General features: G+C 70.2%; 12 protein-coding genes. 5 read left to right on the forward strand and 7 right to left on the reverse strand.

Going from position 1 to position 14,111, the window contains the following annotated elements; all coding sequences use genetic code 11:
* Both D7Y15_RS37870 and D7Y15_RS37875 read right to left on the reverse strand, forming a co-directional pair.
* Positions 1 to 761: FHA domain-containing protein (locus tag D7Y15_RS37870; protein ID WP_139923858.1), on the reverse strand; the 761-nt coding region annotated here is incomplete at its 3' end.
* A 27-nt stretch (positions 762 to 788) separates the two neighbouring features.
* Entirely contained in the window at positions 789 to 1,847 is a 1,059-nt protein-coding gene (locus D7Y15_RS37875) for a lipopolysaccharide assembly protein LapB (protein ID WP_169822684.1), read from the reverse strand.
* A gap of 103 nt (positions 1,848 to 1,950) precedes the next feature.
* On the opposite strand from D7Y15_RS37875, the gene D7Y15_RS37880 reads away from it, so the two are divergent.
* Positions 1,951 to 2,469: a hypothetical protein gene (locus D7Y15_RS37880; RefSeq protein WP_120581588.1), complete on the forward strand. Its 519-nt coding sequence runs from the start codon at positions 1,951 to 1,953 to the stop codon at positions 2,467 to 2,469.
* On the opposite strand, the gene D7Y15_RS37885 is transcribed toward D7Y15_RS37880, so the two are convergent.
* A complete protein-coding gene (locus tag D7Y15_RS37885) occupies positions 2,411 to 3,259 on the reverse strand; it encodes an RDD family protein (protein WP_120581589.1) in 849 nt (282 codons plus the stop codon). The two genes, D7Y15_RS37880 and D7Y15_RS37885, sit on opposite strands and share 59 nt — an antisense overlap.
* 212 nt (positions 3,260 to 3,471) lie before the next feature.
* Between D7Y15_RS37885 and D7Y15_RS37890 the strand changes: the two genes are divergently transcribed.
* Positions 3,472 to 6,576 carry a cyclic nucleotide-binding domain-containing protein gene (locus tag D7Y15_RS37890; protein WP_121755613.1) on the forward strand — a complete coding sequence of 1,035 codons (3,105 nt, stop codon included), beginning with the start codon at positions 3,472 to 3,474 and terminating at the stop codon, positions 6,574 to 6,576.
* A 1-nt stretch (position 6,577) separates the two neighbouring features.
* Here the strand turns inward: D7Y15_RS37890 and D7Y15_RS37895 are convergent, their stop codons facing one another.
* A complete protein-coding gene (locus tag D7Y15_RS37895) occupies positions 6,578 to 8,089 on the reverse strand; it encodes a hypothetical protein (RefSeq protein ID WP_147452227.1) in 1,512 nt (503 codons plus the stop codon).
* 51 nt (positions 8,090 to 8,140) lie between these two features.
* Here D7Y15_RS37895 and D7Y15_RS37900 point away from each other — a divergent pair, with 51 nt between their 5' ends.
* From D7Y15_RS37900 to D7Y15_RS37910, 3 genes are all read left to right on the forward strand, one after another.
* Positions 8,141 to 9,712 carry a bifunctional UDP-sugar hydrolase/5'-nucleotidase gene (locus D7Y15_RS37900; protein WP_121755614.1) on the forward strand — a complete coding sequence of 524 codons (1,572 nt, stop codon included), beginning with the start codon at positions 8,141 to 8,143 and terminating at the stop codon, positions 9,710 to 9,712.
* Positions 9,713 to 9,813: 101 nt separating this feature from the next.
* Complete coding sequence (locus tag D7Y15_RS37905) at positions 9,814 to 10,827, forward strand: stage II sporulation protein M (RefSeq protein ID WP_120580101.1); 1,014 nt, start codon at positions 9,814 to 9,816, stop codon at positions 10,825 to 10,827.
* A complete protein-coding gene (locus tag D7Y15_RS37910) occupies positions 10,824 to 11,267 on the forward strand; it encodes an inorganic diphosphatase (protein ID WP_121755615.1) in 444 nt (147 codons plus the stop codon). Before D7Y15_RS37905 ends, D7Y15_RS37910 begins: the two co-directional genes overlap by 4 nt.
* On the opposite strand, the gene D7Y15_RS37915 is transcribed toward D7Y15_RS37910, so the two are convergent.
* The 3 genes from D7Y15_RS37915 to D7Y15_RS37925 all read right to left on the reverse strand — a co-directional run.
* Complete coding sequence (locus D7Y15_RS37915) at positions 11,264 to 11,788, reverse strand: GNAT family N-acetyltransferase (protein ID WP_121755616.1); 525 nt, start codon at positions 11,786 to 11,788, stop codon at positions 11,264 to 11,266. The genes D7Y15_RS37910 and D7Y15_RS37915 overlap by 4 nt on opposite strands.
* Before the next feature lie 9 nt (positions 11,789 to 11,797).
* Positions 11,798 to 13,105 (reverse strand): DUF58 domain-containing protein, encoded by a 1,308-nt coding sequence (locus D7Y15_RS37920; RefSeq protein WP_120580099.1) that lies wholly within the window; start codon positions 13,103 to 13,105, stop codon positions 11,798 to 11,800.
* Positions 13,102 to 14,111 (reverse strand): MoxR family ATPase (locus tag D7Y15_RS37925; protein WP_233605246.1); only part of this gene is annotated, 1,010 nt, incomplete at its 5' end. The genes D7Y15_RS37920 and D7Y15_RS37925, both read right to left, overlap by 4 nt.

Raw genomic sequence — 14,111 nt, forward strand, 5'->3', positions numbered from 1 at the left:
GGCGAGGGTGCCGGGACGACGGCGGAGCTCTCCGCGGCAAGGCTCACCGCGGGCTCGTCAGGGGGCTCGGCGGGGTCCACGTAGACGAAGCGGGTGGCGCCAATCTCCAGCTCGTCGCCGTCCTTGAGCGCCTTGCGGTTCACCCGCTTCTTGTTGACCTTGATGCCGTTGCGGCTGCCCAGGTCCTCCACGTGCGTGCCGGACCAGTCGCGGCGCACCTTGGCGTGCTTGCGGGAGACGAGGTCGTCCTTGAGGATGACGTCGGCTTCCTTCTCGTCGCGGCCGAAGACGTGCTCCTGGGCCTCGGAGATTTCAATGCGCTGGCCCTCGCGCGGGCCGTTCATGTAGCGCAGGAAGCGCTCCTCGCCGCCGGCGAGGCCGCGCATCGCGTCCTTCAAGATGCCGCGCGCGAGGAAGGACGTCTTGTCGCTGACGTCCGGGGCGATCTCCACGACCTTGTCGAAGCGGACGTCGTACTGCGCGATGGCGATGACGTCGCCGTTGCGCAGCAGTTCCTTCTCCCCCTTGGGGAGCGCCTTGCCGTTGATCTTCGTGCCGTACGCGCTGCCCAGGTCCTCCAGGAAGTAGAGGGTGCCCTCCTGGATGATGCGCGCGTGGTTGCGCGACACCGCCTGCTGCGGGAGCACCACCTGGCAGGTCTTGTCCCGCCCCAGGGTGATGACGGAGTCGTCGAGGACGACCTCTTGGCCCGAGGCGCCTCCGGCCTCGCTGCGCTGTGTGACGGTCAGACGGACGCTCATCGCGTGTGTCGCTACCCCAAGGGACGGCTAGAACGAGTCGTTGGCGAGGAATCTCTCACACGTCGTGTACTCGGTGGGGAATTCCTCGGAGGTACCAAACTTCATGAAGTTCTTGCACGCCGTCTGAGCGTGGGTCTGCTTGTGGGCCTCGGAGAAGATCTGGAAGAGGCCGAAGTGGCAGGGCGCGAACTTGGCATCCAGCTTCACGCACTTGCGGTAGGCGCTCTCCTCCTCCGCGAGGAGGCCCTTCTCACGGTACTGGCGCGCGAGCAGGTACATGGCCGGGGCGCTGTTCTCCGCCGTCTGGGTGTCCTTCAGCTCCTTGAGGGCGGAGTCGGTGAGGGCCACCTTGCGCTGGGCGACGGCGAGGCTGTTGAGGCAGCTGGAGTTCTTCTCATCCAGGCGGGCACAGTTGCCAAAGGCCTCGCGGGCCTCCGCGAAGCGGCTCTGCTCCATCAGCACCGTGCCCAGGTCGTGCCACACCTCCGAGGAGTCCGGGGTGAGCTGGGCGGCCTGGGAGATGTGCTCGAAGGCCGTCTCCAGGTCCTTTTCCTCGTAGGCCATGATGCCGAGGTTGTGGTGGGCGTTGGCCACGTTGGGGTTGACCGCGAGCAGCGTGTCGAACTCCTTCTTGGACTCCTTCTTCTTGCCCATCTTCATGTAGGTGAGGCCCAGGTCGTAGCGCGACTCCAGGTTGTCCGGGTTCACCTGCAGGGCGCGCTTGAAGTTGTCGTGGGCCTTTCCGTAGGCGCCTTCATCCAGGTAGAGGACGCCCAGGTTCTGGTAGGCCTGCAGGTGCTCCTGGTTGAAGCGCAGGGCCTTGATGAAGAACTCCTTCGCCTTGCCCTTGTTGCCCGAGTACATGGCGATGAGGCCTTTGTTGGCCCACAGGTCCGCGTACTGGGGGGAGAACTCCAGGCCCAGGTTGCAGTAGGTCTCCGCCTTCTGCAGGTCCCCGTTGGCCATCTCCTGCGCGCAAAGCTCATTGTTGATGAGCGCCCGTTCGTGCGGGGGCGGCGTGCTGAGACAGGCAGTGGTGGAGAGGGAAACGGCGGCGGTCAGCGTAAGGAAGAGGCGAAGACGCATGGCCGGCCGAGTGTAGGAGAGCGCCACCCCGTGAGGCAACGCCGGGCTTGTGCTGAATCAGCGCTGTTTTCCAGGGGTTAGGCCGGCTGTAGAGTGCCTCGCCATGCGTACCTACCTTTGTGCTTTCGGCTTGCTCGCTGCCCTGCTGGGCGCGGCTCCTGCTCACGCGCAGTTCTCCAACCGGAGTCTGGGCCTGTCGCTGGGCTACATGGACTTCAAGCGCACCGCGGGCCTCGCGGGGACGCCGTTCATCGGCCTGGAGGGCAGCCTCTACATCGAGAACGGCTTCGAGGTCGTCTCGCTGTCGAAGCTGATGTTCCCGACGGACACCTTCTCCACGCCGGAGAAGCGCGTGGTGGGCCTGGCGCCGTCGCTGGGCATCCGCTACCTGCTGCTGGAGGAGACCATCCGCCCGTACATCGGAACGGACGTGAGCTACCTCATCGTGTTCAAGGAGAGCATCAGCAACTTCGTGGGCATCGGGCCCAACGCGGGCGTGGACTTCTTCCTCAGCGACTCGGTGAGCCTGGGCGTGCGCGCGCAGTACAACTTCTACATCGCGCTCAACGAGGATACGCAGACGTCGCTGACGGGCTCCGTGGGCCTGGCGACGTACTTCTAGGTCCGGACGTGGGCCGCCCCAGGCGAGCCGCCGGGGCGGGCAGCAGGGCGGCGGCGACGAGCAGCGTCCACTTCTCGTCCGAGAGGTGGGCGGGCTTCTCCATGGCGAGCGAGTCCTGGAGCCGTGCGCCCAGCGCGGAGAACAGCGTGAGCCGGGCCTCCAGCCGCAGCTCCTCGCGGCGCAGGGCCGCGGACAGCACCAGCTCCCGCTCCTCGGTGGACAGCCGCTTCACGCGCGAGACGAACAGCGGATCCGCCAGCAGGCCCTCCTCGCCGCGCGTCTCCAGGGCGGAGGGCATCTTGAGGCGCCGCTCGCGCACGACGATGGTGCCGGCCAGCAGGTCCCCCAGCCGCTGGTGCGAACGCGACACGAGCGCGACCGAGCCGCCCACGAGATAGAGCAGCGGCAGCCGGTCCACCACGCGCGCCAGGTTGCGCAGGGCCGCGTGGTAGAAGCCGATGCGCACGCCGCTCTCCTGGATGACCCGGAGGGACATCACGCGCTTGCCCACCGTCTGGCCGGCCCACACGGTCTCCAGCGTGATGCCGTAGCCCCAGTCCACCAGGAAGTAGACGACGATGCCCAGCGCGCTGGCGAACCCCGGGAACGCGGCCATGGCCACCTGGAACACCAGCAGCACCACCATCGCGACGAAGCCGACGATGAGCGCGTCCATCAGCCACGCGAGGAAGCGCGAGTACACCCCCGCCAGCGTGAAGCGGAACTCCACGTACTCCGGGGTCAGCACCGTGTGGGTGCCGTCGAGCAGGGTGTCGGGGGTGGGCGTCACGGCGCCGGAGTGTACGCCACGCGGCCGGCGTTCCGTGGGGCTCACAGGAGTGTCCTTCCGTGGGGGCCGCAAGGACTCCCAGTCCGGAGTCTGGCTCCGACGCCGGGCAGGCGGGCGGCCGACTGCGACGGGAGGGTGGATGCTCGCGGGACCTGAAGAGTGTTATTCGTGAATAGCGGGCTCCACGTTATCCTGTCCGCATTCCCGCGCCCGTGGCCCCTTCTGAACCTTCATCCTGGAACCGCCGCGTCCTGCCGGCGGGTGCGTTCCAGTTCGCGCTCATCGCGGGAGTGACGCAGCTCAAGACGTCCGCGAACGCGCTGGTGTTGTCGCGCTTCGAGTCCCAGGCGCTGCCGTACCTCTACCTCCTGGGTGCGTTGATGACGGCGTCGCTGACGCTGCTGCCTCGTGCCCGGCCGGACGCGCCCACGGAGTCCCCGGGCATCCTCACCGGGGTGGGCGGGGTGCTGGCGCTGGGGCTGGCGGCGGCGCTGTCCGCGGGGCAGCGCATGCCGGCGCTGGCGCTGTACCTGTTCGCGGACTGCTTCAGCACGTTCGTGTCGTTCCGCTTCTGGGGCCGCATGGCGTCCGCGTTCGACGCGCGCGAGGCGCGCCGGGCCTTCACCGTGCTCAATGGCTTTGGCATGGGCGGCGGCATCGCGGGCGGCCTGCTGGTGCAGGCGCTGGCGGTGCGGCTGGGCACGCCCGCGGTGGTGGTGAGCGGCGCGGTGAGCCTGCTGGCCGCGGGCGCCATCTTCCACCACCTGCACAAGGCGGAGCCGGCTCCGCCCCCGCGCACGCGCTCGCTGCAGGCGTGGTTCCCGGCATGGAGCTACCTGGGGGCGAGCCCCTACGCGCAGGTGCTGGCGGCGCTGGGCATCGCGTTCGCGGTGCTGTCGTCCTTCGTGGACTACCTCTTCCGCCTGCGCGTGGAGGGCACGCTGAGCGAGGACGGGCTGGCGGCGCTGTTCGGCTCGCTGCAGCTGTGGATTGGCCTGTTCTGCGTGGCGTTCCAGTTGCTCGTGGCGGAGCGGCTGCTCAAGCGCATGGGCCTGCTCATGTACCTGGCGCTGGTGCCGCTGGTGCTCGCGCCGCTGGCGGGTGCCACGCTGGCCACCGGGCAGCTGTGGCCGGTGCACCTGCTGCGGCTGGTGGAGACGGCGGTGAGCTACTCCATCCTTCCCGTGGGCATCCAGCTGCTCTACGCGGCGGTGCCGGACGAGCAGCGCGAGGGGCTGCGCAGCGCGGTGGACGGGCTGTTGCGCAAGGGCGGCGTGGTGCTGGCGGGCCTGCTGCTCATCGGCGCGGGCCGGGGCGCCAACGGCATCACCATGGCCGTGGCGGTGGTGGCGCTGTGCGCCGCGCTGGGCCTCCTTCTCGTGCGCCTCAAGCCCGCGTACCTCACGGCGCTGGGCGAGCAGGTGGGCGCGCACGAAGAGGAAGAGGTGGAGCTGGGCGGCGAGGCGCAGAAGCTGCTCGTGGAGGCGCTGGGCGCTCCCACGCCGGAGCGGGTGCTGCGCGCGGTGGACATGCTGGAGCAGGCGGAGGCCGCGCCCTTGCGGCAGCACCTGGCCTCGCTCCTCTCCCATCCCCACGAGCGCGTGCAGGAGCGCGGCGTGACGCTGGCCTTGTCCTTCGAGGCCCGGGAGCTGGCGCCCATGCTGGAGCGGCTGGTGGAGGAGGGCCCCCGCCGCCCCCGCGACCAGGCTGTGTGGGCCCTGGCGCGGCTGTCCCCGGAGCGCGCGGAGCGGCTCTTGCCGCCGCTGCTCACCAGCTCCGACGTGGGGCTGCGCTGCGCGGCCATTGGCGCGCTGATGCGCACGCAGGGCAACTCCGCGGCGCTGGAGTCCCTGCGCGAGCTGCTGGCGAAGGGCGATCACGCGCCTGTGGCCGAGCGGCGCGAGGTGGCGCGGCTGTTGGGCCGGCTGAAGGACCCTCGGTTCGCGGGGCCGCTGTCGCTCTACCTGGAGGACATGGACATCTCCGTGCGGCGCGTGGCGCTGGTGGCGGTGGGCGAGGGCGGCTACGTGGAGCTGGCGCCACGCCTCTTGCCGTTCCTCGGCTGGCGCGAGGAGCGTCCGGCCGCGCGTGAGTCGCTGGTGCAGCTAGGCGACGCGGTGACGCCGCTGTTGGAGCTGCAGCTCAACAACAAGGCCGCGCCCCTGGCCATGCGGATGCAGCTTCCCCGCGTGCTGCGCGGCATTGGTTCGTCCGCGGCGCTCAACGCGCTCCTGTTCTCCAACGTGCGCGACGACGCGGCGCTGCACTTCCGCATCGGCGCGCAGCTGTCGCGCCTGCGTGAAGAGCAGCCGGACCACCCGGTGGACGTGGACCGCATCCACGAGGCGCTGGGCCGCCGCCGCGACACGTACCGCCAACTGGTGGGTGCCTTCCGCGATGTGCAGGCGGCGCTGGGTCCCCAGTCGCTGCTCACCCGCGCGGTGGGCGACCGGTTGGATCAGGCGCTGGAGCTTTCGTTCTTCCTCTTGGGCCTCCTGCATCCGCCGCAGGCCATGCGCCGCATCCACCAGCACCTGGTGGGCAACGATTCGCGCCGTCGCGCCTATGCGTTGGAGCTGCTGGAGAACCTGGTGGCGCAGGAGGAGCGCGAGCTGGTGATGGAGCAGGTGGAGGCCCACCACCGCGAGTTGCCGCCTGGAGCGCCGGGCCGTCTGTGGCGGCGGCTGGCGGGGCTCGTGCAGAGTGAGGACCTGGTGCTGCGCGCGTGCGCCCGCCACGTGGCGCGGGTGAATGGCCTGGACGTGCTCCCGCAGGAGGGTGACATGAGCGATACCATCGTCCAACGGATGTTCGCCCTGGAGGGCGTGAGCGTCTTCTCGCAGAGCGACGTGGATGACATCGCCGCCATCGCGGAGGTGGCGCGAGAGGCGTCCTACAAGACGGGTCAGCGGCTCTACAGCCAGGGCGACCCGGGCGACGCGCTCTACGTCATCGTCGAGGGCGCGGTGGACGCGTTCCGCAACGGCGAGCACGTGCTGCGCTTCCAGGCGAAGGAGGCCATTGGCGAGGTGAGCCTGCTGGACGGCGCGCCCCGTCCCACGGACATGGTGGCCGCGGTGGACTCGCGCGTGCTCGTCATCGACCGGCGCGACTTCCTGGACCTGCTCGCGGACCGGCCGGAGCTGCTCACGGGCTTCTTCCGCTCCGTGAGCCAGCAGCTCCAGAGCGTCATCGACCTGCCCGCGCGCCGTGAGGAGGGCCAGCGGCTGGAGCTGGGCGCCCCCCAGCAGCCCCCCTCGCCGCTGGAGGGCATTGGCGGCCTGCCGCCCGAAGGCAACGCGCCTTCCGACGTGTGAGTCAGTCCCCCGCGCCGTGCGCGGGCGGGGCTTCACCGCTCTTGAGCGCGGGCGGCTGCATGGGGTCCAGGCCGATGAGGTGCGCCGAGGCCACCGGGATGAACGGCCGCGTGAAGCAGCGGAACGGCGGGATGCTGCCCACGAACCGCGTGAGCGCGAGCCCCGCGAACACCCACGGCTGACGCTCCACGACGGCGATGGGAGCGGCGACTCCTTCCGAGCGGCGGGCCAGGCGCGCCGCGTAGTTGCGCAGGGGCCCCACGTGCAGGGCGGGCAGCGCGCTCCAGACGCGCACGAACCAGGGCGGACGCGTGACGGGGGCCATCCACGCGCGGTCGCTCTTGGCGGCGGTGAAGACGAGCAGCCACCAGAAGCCCCAGACGCTGCTGAGAATGGTGAACGACTTCGGGAACCAGCACAGCGGGATGCAGAGCAGGAGGATGGCGGGAATCCCCACCAGGAACAGCATGAGGGCCCGCCAGCGGCGCTGGAACTTCGCGCGCAGCCAGGGGACGTTGAGGCGCACGCGCGGGGAGATTTCGGGGTCCTCGGGAGGCACACCGGTGGCGAGGCTGGCCTCGCGCGACAGGACCGTGTGGTAGTCGCGCGACAGGGCGACGACGATCCACTGCACCGCGCTCAGCGAGCCGAAGAAGAGCGCCCAGAACTCCCAGCTGCCCAGGAAGAAGATGCCGTTGCGCACCTTGGGCGCGTCGACGTTGAACCCCTTCTTCTGGTGTTCCTTCTGGACGCGCGGGCCCTTCGCGTTCGCCTCCGGGACGTCCCGCAGGGCCTCCTCCACCTCCGCCCGGACGATGGCGGAGATCTGGTCGCCCAGGGAGTCCTCCGCGTCCCCGGTGTCGCTCGCGGTCTCGTCGGCGTTCCGCGCGGAGCCGCTTTGCGGCTCGGCCGCTGCGTGTTCCTCCTTTGCCTCCTCGACGGCGGTGGCGGCCTCATCCGCCGCGTCCTCTGCGGTGGTGGCGGCTTCTTCCGGAGGAAGGTCGCCGGTCTTGCCCGCGTTGACGGCCTCTTCGACGAGCGCGGTGAGCGCCTTCTTCATGGCGGCCGGATCACCCTTCGCGGCCTCCAGCTCCTTCGCCCGCTGTTCGATACGGGCCTGCGCTTGCTCACGCGCGGCGCGGGCCTCGGGCGTCTCCTTCCGCCGCTCCTGCTTCTTCGCTTCCTGTTCTCCGTCGAATAGGTGGAACGCCCACCCCGCGGCGATGGCCAACAGGAACGCCGTCTGGAGCGCGGTCACCTTCACGTAGGTGGCGCGGACCGCGGGGCTCGCGAGCGTGACGCGGGCGATGTGGAAGGGCAGGGCCACCCCGTAGAAGAACTGGCGGATGCGGCCCTTGGGCAGCTGGCCCTTCGTGGACTGGAAGTGCTCGGCGCCACCCCGAACCTCGCCCCACAGCTCCGAGGCGAAGTTCCGGCCCCGGGAGTCCCCTCGTCCACTGGGAGTCCCGCCGTCCTTCTCCTCCTGTAAAGGCTTGAAATCCTTGCCTTTCATGCCCGTCATTGCCTCACGCTACCACGCTGGGGATGTGCTAAAGGCCCGGCCGTGAACCCGAACCCTCTCTCGCTGCGTCCCTTCCGTCGTCCTTCCCGCCAGCTCACGCTGTCGTCCGGCGCGCTGGTCCTCGCCTTGGGAGCCCTCGCGGGTTGTGAGAAGACTCCCCCGCCGGCTCCGGCCACGCCGCCCCCGGCGGCCGAGCCCGCGAAGCCCGCCGTGCCTTCTGAGGTGACGGTGCTCGTCACCGGCAGCGCCCGTGGCCAACTCCTGCCCGTTGACGGCAAGGGCGGCGCCGCGGAGCTGATGGGCCGCTGGGTGAATGATGAAAAGCACTGTGCCGGTCCGCTGAAGGACGGCCAGGCGACCTGTCCGGATGCCGGCACGCTCGCCCTGACGACGGGCGACCTGTGGACGGGCCCGGCCATCTCCTCCTTCTTCCTGGGTGCTCCGACGGCCGAAGTGATGGGGCACATGGGCTTTGCGGCCTCTGCTCTGGGCAACCACGAGCTGTCGTACGCCAAGGATTCCTTCCTGAAGAACCGCACGGCCGGGGGCTTCCCCTTCCTGGCCGCGAACCTGAAGGTGACGGACGCGACGCTGGCGAAGGACCTGTCCATGCCCGCGTTCCAGGTCTACGAGCGGCGGGGCCTGAAGATTGCGGTGGTGGGCCTCACCTCCCAGAAGACCGTGCGCACGGCGATGTCCGGCCGCGCCGAGGGCCTGGAGGTCACCCCCAACGAGGACGCGCTGAGCACGGCCATCCCCGAGGCTCGCAAGGCGGGCGCGGACGTCGTCGTGGTGGTGGCGGACCAGTGCCCCACGGACCTGCAGCCGGTGCTGGCGAAGCACGCGGACTGGAAGGTGTCGCTGGTGGCCGGTGGCCGCTGCGGCGCGGACGCCCCGGGCGTGAAGACCGAGGGTGACACCACGTACGCGTCGCTGGGTCGCGGCTTTGATTCGTACCTGCGCGCGCAGCTGAAGTTCGACCCGGCGAAGCCGGCGGGCCAGAAGCTGACCGGCGTGGACACGAAGGTCGTCGAGGTCGCGGGCGGCACGCCGGACGCGGAGACGGCGAAGCGCATCGCGGAGTGGCAGACGAAGGTGGACCAGGCGCTGGGCCGGAAGATCGGCTTCACCAAGACGGGCATCCCGCAGGACTCGCCGCTGATGGCGAAGTGGGTGGCGGGCGCGGTGCGCACGCAGCTCAACACCGACGGGGCCATCCTCAACAAGGGCGGCATCCGCAATGGCCTGGCCAAGGGTGAAGTGACGCTGGGCAGCGTGTACTCGGCGATGCCGTTCGAGAACTCGCTGCTCACCGTGAAGCTCAAGGGCGAGGACCTGGCCAAGCAGTTGGCGAACCCGGACGCGCTCGTGGCCGGCTTCACCGCGGCGGGCAAGGGCAAGTTCAAGGACGCTCAGGGCAAGGCGCTGGATCCGAAGAAGGAGTACACGGTCGCCACGGTCGAGTACCTGTACTTCGGCGGTGACGGCTTCGACTTCGAGAAGCTGGACACGGACCCGGCGGAGACGGGCATGGCTTGGCAGACGCCCGTTGTCGAGTGGACGGAGGCCCAGGCCTCCACCGAGGCGAAGCCGCTGGAGAAGCTGGTCAAGTAGCGCTTCCGTGGTCCTGAAGCACCGGGGCGCCGGAGTCCTCCCTCGACACGGGGAGGGCGGCCGGCGCCTCGCCGTTTCCGGGGCTCGGTTAGAGTGGGCCCATGGAGATGGCGGAGTTCATCGAGACGCGGCGCCCGCGCTGGCAGCAACTGGAGTCGCTGCTGGACAAGTCCGAGGGCGAGGGGCTGCGCAAGCTGAGCCTGGACGAGGCCCGCTCGTTGGGGAAGCTGTACCGCGCCGTCTCCAGCGACCTGTTGTGGGTGCGCGCGCGCAGCGGCTCCGCGGATGTGAGCGCGTACCTCAACGACCTGGTGGGCCGCGCGTACGCGCTGACGTATCCGGGCCGCCGGCCCCGGTTCGCGGACGTGTGGGCCTTCGTGGCGCGCGGTTTCCCGGCGCTCCTGCGTCATGAGTGGCGCATGTACGTGGCGTCGGTGCTGTTGTTCCTGGCGGGCGCGGGCTTCGGCTACGTGGGCATGGTGGTGGATCCGGACGCCGGGCACTACCTGGTGCCCGGGCAGCACATGAGCCTGGACCCCGTGAAGCGCGCCGCGGACGAGGCCGCGGGCAAGGGCATGACCGTGGAGGAGCAGGCCCAGTTCACGACGTTCCTCTTCACGCACAACATCCAGGTGGCCTTCCTGGCGTTCGCGCTGGGCGTCACGCTGGGGCTGGGCACGGCGGTGATGCTGTTCGTCAACGGCCTGTTCCTGGGGGCGCTCGCGCAGGTGTACGCGGCGAAGGGGATGGCGGGGTGGTTCTGGGCGTGGATCCTCCCGCACGGCATCCCGGAGATTTCGGCCATCTGCATCGCGGGCGCGGCGGGGCTCGTCATCGCGCGGGGCATGGTGGCCCCGGGTGGGTTGTCTCGCGGGCAGGCGCTGCGCAAGGAGGCGGTGACCGCGGTGAAGATGTTGTTCGGCACGCTGGTGCTGTTCGTGCTCGCGGGCTTCATCGAAGGCACCGTGTCGCAGATTCATCCTCCGAAGCTGTCGGTGGCCTTCAAGGTCGGCTTCGCGCTCACGGTGGGGGCGGGCGTCTACGCGTACCTGCTTTCGGACTGGATGCGCGGCCGGCGCGGGGATGCGCGTACGACGGCGGAGCTGGCGGGATGAGTGGGCCGGACCTGTCCGTGCCTCCGCTGCCGCGTGAGCCGGAGGTGCTGATTGAGTGTCCGCGCTTCTCCATGGTGAAGCGGCGCGCGGATGGCTCCGTGGACTTCGTGTCGCCGCTGCCGTGTCCGTATAACTACGGATCCATCCCGGGCCTGCTGTCGGATGATGGAGACCCGCTGGACGCGGTGGTGCTGGGGCCTCGGCTGTCGCAGGGTCAGCGCGTGCGCATGCCGGTGGTGGCCGTGCTGGGCTTCATTGACGCGGGGAAGGGCGACCCGAAGGTGGTGTGCGGGACGCATCCGATGACGCCCGCCGAGCGCGTGGGCCTGGAGCGATTCTTCCGCGTCTATGCCCTGTTCAAGCGGGGTCTGCACCGCGTGCGCGGCGACGTGCCCGACACGCGCTTCGTGGGCTGGCTGCGTGAGGGACCCGAGGCCTAGCCGAGGGCCTTCGTCATCTTCAGGACCCGGTTCATCCGGAGGCCCTGCTGGATGGGGCCCACCCACTGCTCTGGTTGGAAGCCCACGCGCGTCCAGAAGCGGCGCCCGGTGTCGTTGTGCTCCACCACCGCCACTCGCAGCAGCCGTCCGCCGTTCGCGCGCACGTAGTCCGCGTAGGCGCTCAGCACGGCCTCACCCCGGCCGTGGCCCCGGGCCTCCGGCGCGAGGAGCAGCAGGCCGATGTACCACTCACCCGGTGCCGGAAAGTCGCGCAGCGCTTCGAGCATCCCCGCGAGGCCGCTCTGCGCGTCGCGAAGCGCGAAGAGGTGACCCTGGCCGGGGGCGAGCGTGGGAGGCCGTCCGCTGGGGATGTTCCGGGCTTGATCCGGGAGCGCGGGACGGCCGTAGGCGATCTGGTGGTAGTCCTCGCAGCGGTCGAGGAGTGGTTGCAGGACGTGCGTGTCGTTGTCGTCGACGGGGACCGCCGTGAAGTCCGCCGTCTGGAATGCCGTCCGGATCATGTGGCCCCCCTACAGGACGCCGCGCGCCTTGATGTCGAGATACCGATTCACGGCCGCGAGGCTCAGTTCATCCGGTGCGACGTCCAGCATCTGCACGCCGCCCTTGCTCACGCGCGCCTTGAGCACCTCGCGGTCCGTGAGCAGCTCCGACGCCACCGCGTGCTGGAACGCTTCCTCCGGTCCTGACGGCGGCGTGCGCAGCAGCTTCTGCAACGCGGTGTCCTTCACGGACAGGCACAGCGGGACGTGGCGGCGGGCCAGCCGGTGCAGCGGGGCCACCAGCGTTCCTGCCTGCTCCTCGTCGAGGAAGTCCGTGAAGACGCACAGCAGGCTGCGCCGATTGAGGCGCACGTTCAGTTCCTTGAAGAGCGCCAGGTAGTCCACGTACGTGAGGCTGGGCGTCGTGGAGTAGAGCGTGTCCACCAGCTTGCGGTACTGGCCCCGGCCCGCCGCGGGCGGCAGGTAGGCCTTCACCCCGTCCGCGAAGAGGGCCAGGCCCACTCGGTCCCCGTTGCGGATGGCCACGAAGGCGAGGAACAGCGCCGCGTTCACCGCGTGATCCAACTTGGTGAGGCCGTCCACCTGGGCCGCCATGGAGCGCCCTGCGTCCACGCAGATGATCAACGCCTGCGAGCGCTCCGACTCCAGCACCCGCGTCACCGGCTTGCCCCGGCGCGCGGTGGCCTTCCAGTCCACGTCGCGCACGCTGTCGCCCTGGGCGTAGTCGCGCAGGCGCGCGAACTCGCTGCCCTGGCCGTCACGCCGCAGCTGCCGCAGACCCAGGTTCACCAGGTCCAGCGCCGCGCCGGACAACAGCAGCCTGCGGGCTCCTCGCAGGTCCGGGTACACCGACACCGAGCGCTCCGCCGGGAAGGTGCGCTCGTGCGAGACGAGCCCCAGCGGACCGCGAACGCGCACGTGCACGGCGCCGAAGCTGAACTTGCCTCGCTTCGCGGGCGTGGCCCGGTACACCCACTGTGTCTGGCTGTCCGGCGTGAGGCGCAGCGTCGCCTCCGAGGGCTCCACGGTGAACGACGGCGGCGCGTCGTCCTTCACGCGCACCTCCACCGTGCCTCCGCCCCGGTGCACCAGGCGCAGCTCGACGCGATTGGCCACGCCCACGTTGAGGCGCTCCGGCAACAGGCGCTCCACCTCCAGCCGCACGCGGCGGGCCTGGAGGAAGTCGAACGCGGCCAGCGCCACGGCCAGCGCGTCCAGCGCCAGCACCGCGCCGCCCAGGCCAGGGAAGAAGCCCGCCAGCGCCATGGGCAGCGCTAGCAGGGCAAGCAGCCCCCACAGGCGCTCGGAGGGAATCACCGGGGGACCTCGACGCCCTGGACCACTTCGCGCAGCACGTCCGCGGGCGTGGCCCCGTCCAGCTCCGCGTCCGGCGAGAGGAGCAGCCGGTGACGCAGCACCGGGCCCACCAGGAAGCGCACGTCGTCCGGCGTGACGAAGTCGCGGCCCCGCAGCACCGCCAGCGCCTTCGACGCGAGCAGCAGGTGCACGCCCGCGCGCGGTCCCGCGCCCAGACGGATGTTGGGCGAGCTCCGCGTCGCCGCCACCACCTTGCGGATGTACCCGAGGACCGGCGGCTCCACGTTCACCGTGCTGAGCGCCGAGCGCGCCTGGAGCAGGTCGTCCTTCGTCACCGCCGCGTTCACGCCCGCGCGCGCCAGGTCGCCCGCGTCGAAGCCCCGGTGCACGGACTCGAGGATGGCGTCCTCCTCCTCCGGCGCGGGGTAGCCCACGTCGATCTTCAGGAGGAAGCGGTCCAGCTGTGCCTCGGGGAGCGGGTACGTGCCCTCGGACTCCACCGGGTTCTGCGTGGCGAACACCGTGAACATGGGCGACAGCTGGAGGTTCTTGCCCTCCAGCGACACGGCGCGCTCCTGCATGGCCTCCAGCAGCGCGGACTGCGTCTTCGCGGGAGCGCGGTTGATTTCGTCCGCCAGCAGCAGGTCCGTGAAGATGGGGCCTCGAGCGAGCACGAAGGCCTGCGACTTCAGGTCGAAGACGCTGGTGCCCAGGATGTCCGCGGGCATCAGGTCCGGCGTGAACTGGATGCGCTTGAAGTCCGCGCCCACGCTGCGCGACAGCGCCTTGGCCATCAGCGTCTTGGCCACGCCGGGCACGCCCTCCAGCAGGATGTGTCCGCCGGCCACGAGCCCGCAGAGCATCAGCTCCAGCGGTTCGTCCTGCCCGACCACGGCCTTGCGCACCTCCGCGAGGACGCCCTCACGGATGGCGTTCGCGGCCCGCACGGCGTTGCCGGTGTCCGGGAAGGGAGGAGGGGAGAAGGGCGGGGCGTTCATGTTGTTCC

The sequence above is a fragment of the Corallococcus sp. AB030 genome (assembly GCF_003668965.1).
Lineage (GTDB): Bacteria > Myxococcota > Myxococcia > Myxococcales > Myxococcaceae > Corallococcus > Corallococcus exiguus.

Bases quoted from the DNA above. Each gene is read 5' to 3' on its own strand.
- D7Y15_RS37915 (WP_121755616.1), bottom strand. From the start codon at position 11,788: ATGATCCGGACGGCATTCCAGACGGCGGACTTCACGGCGGTCCCCGTC.
- D7Y15_RS37875 (WP_169822684.1), bottom strand. From the start codon at position 1,847: ATGCGTCTTCGCCTCTTCCTTACGCTGACCGCCGCCGTTTCCCTCTCC.
- D7Y15_RS37905 (WP_120580101.1), top strand. From the start codon at position 9,814: ATGGAGATGGCGGAGTTCATCGAGACGCGGCGCCCGCGCTGGCAGCAA.
- D7Y15_RS37880 (WP_120581588.1), top strand. From the start codon at position 1,951: ATGCGTACCTACCTTTGTGCTTTCGGCTTGCTCGCTGCCCTGCTGGGC.
- D7Y15_RS37895 (WP_147452227.1), bottom strand. From the start codon at position 8,089: ATGAAAGGCAAGGATTTCAAGCCTTTACAGGAGGAGAAGGACGGCGGG.
- D7Y15_RS37910 (WP_121755615.1), top strand. From the start codon at position 10,824: ATGAGTGGGCCGGACCTGTCCGTGCCTCCGCTGCCGCGTGAGCCGGAG.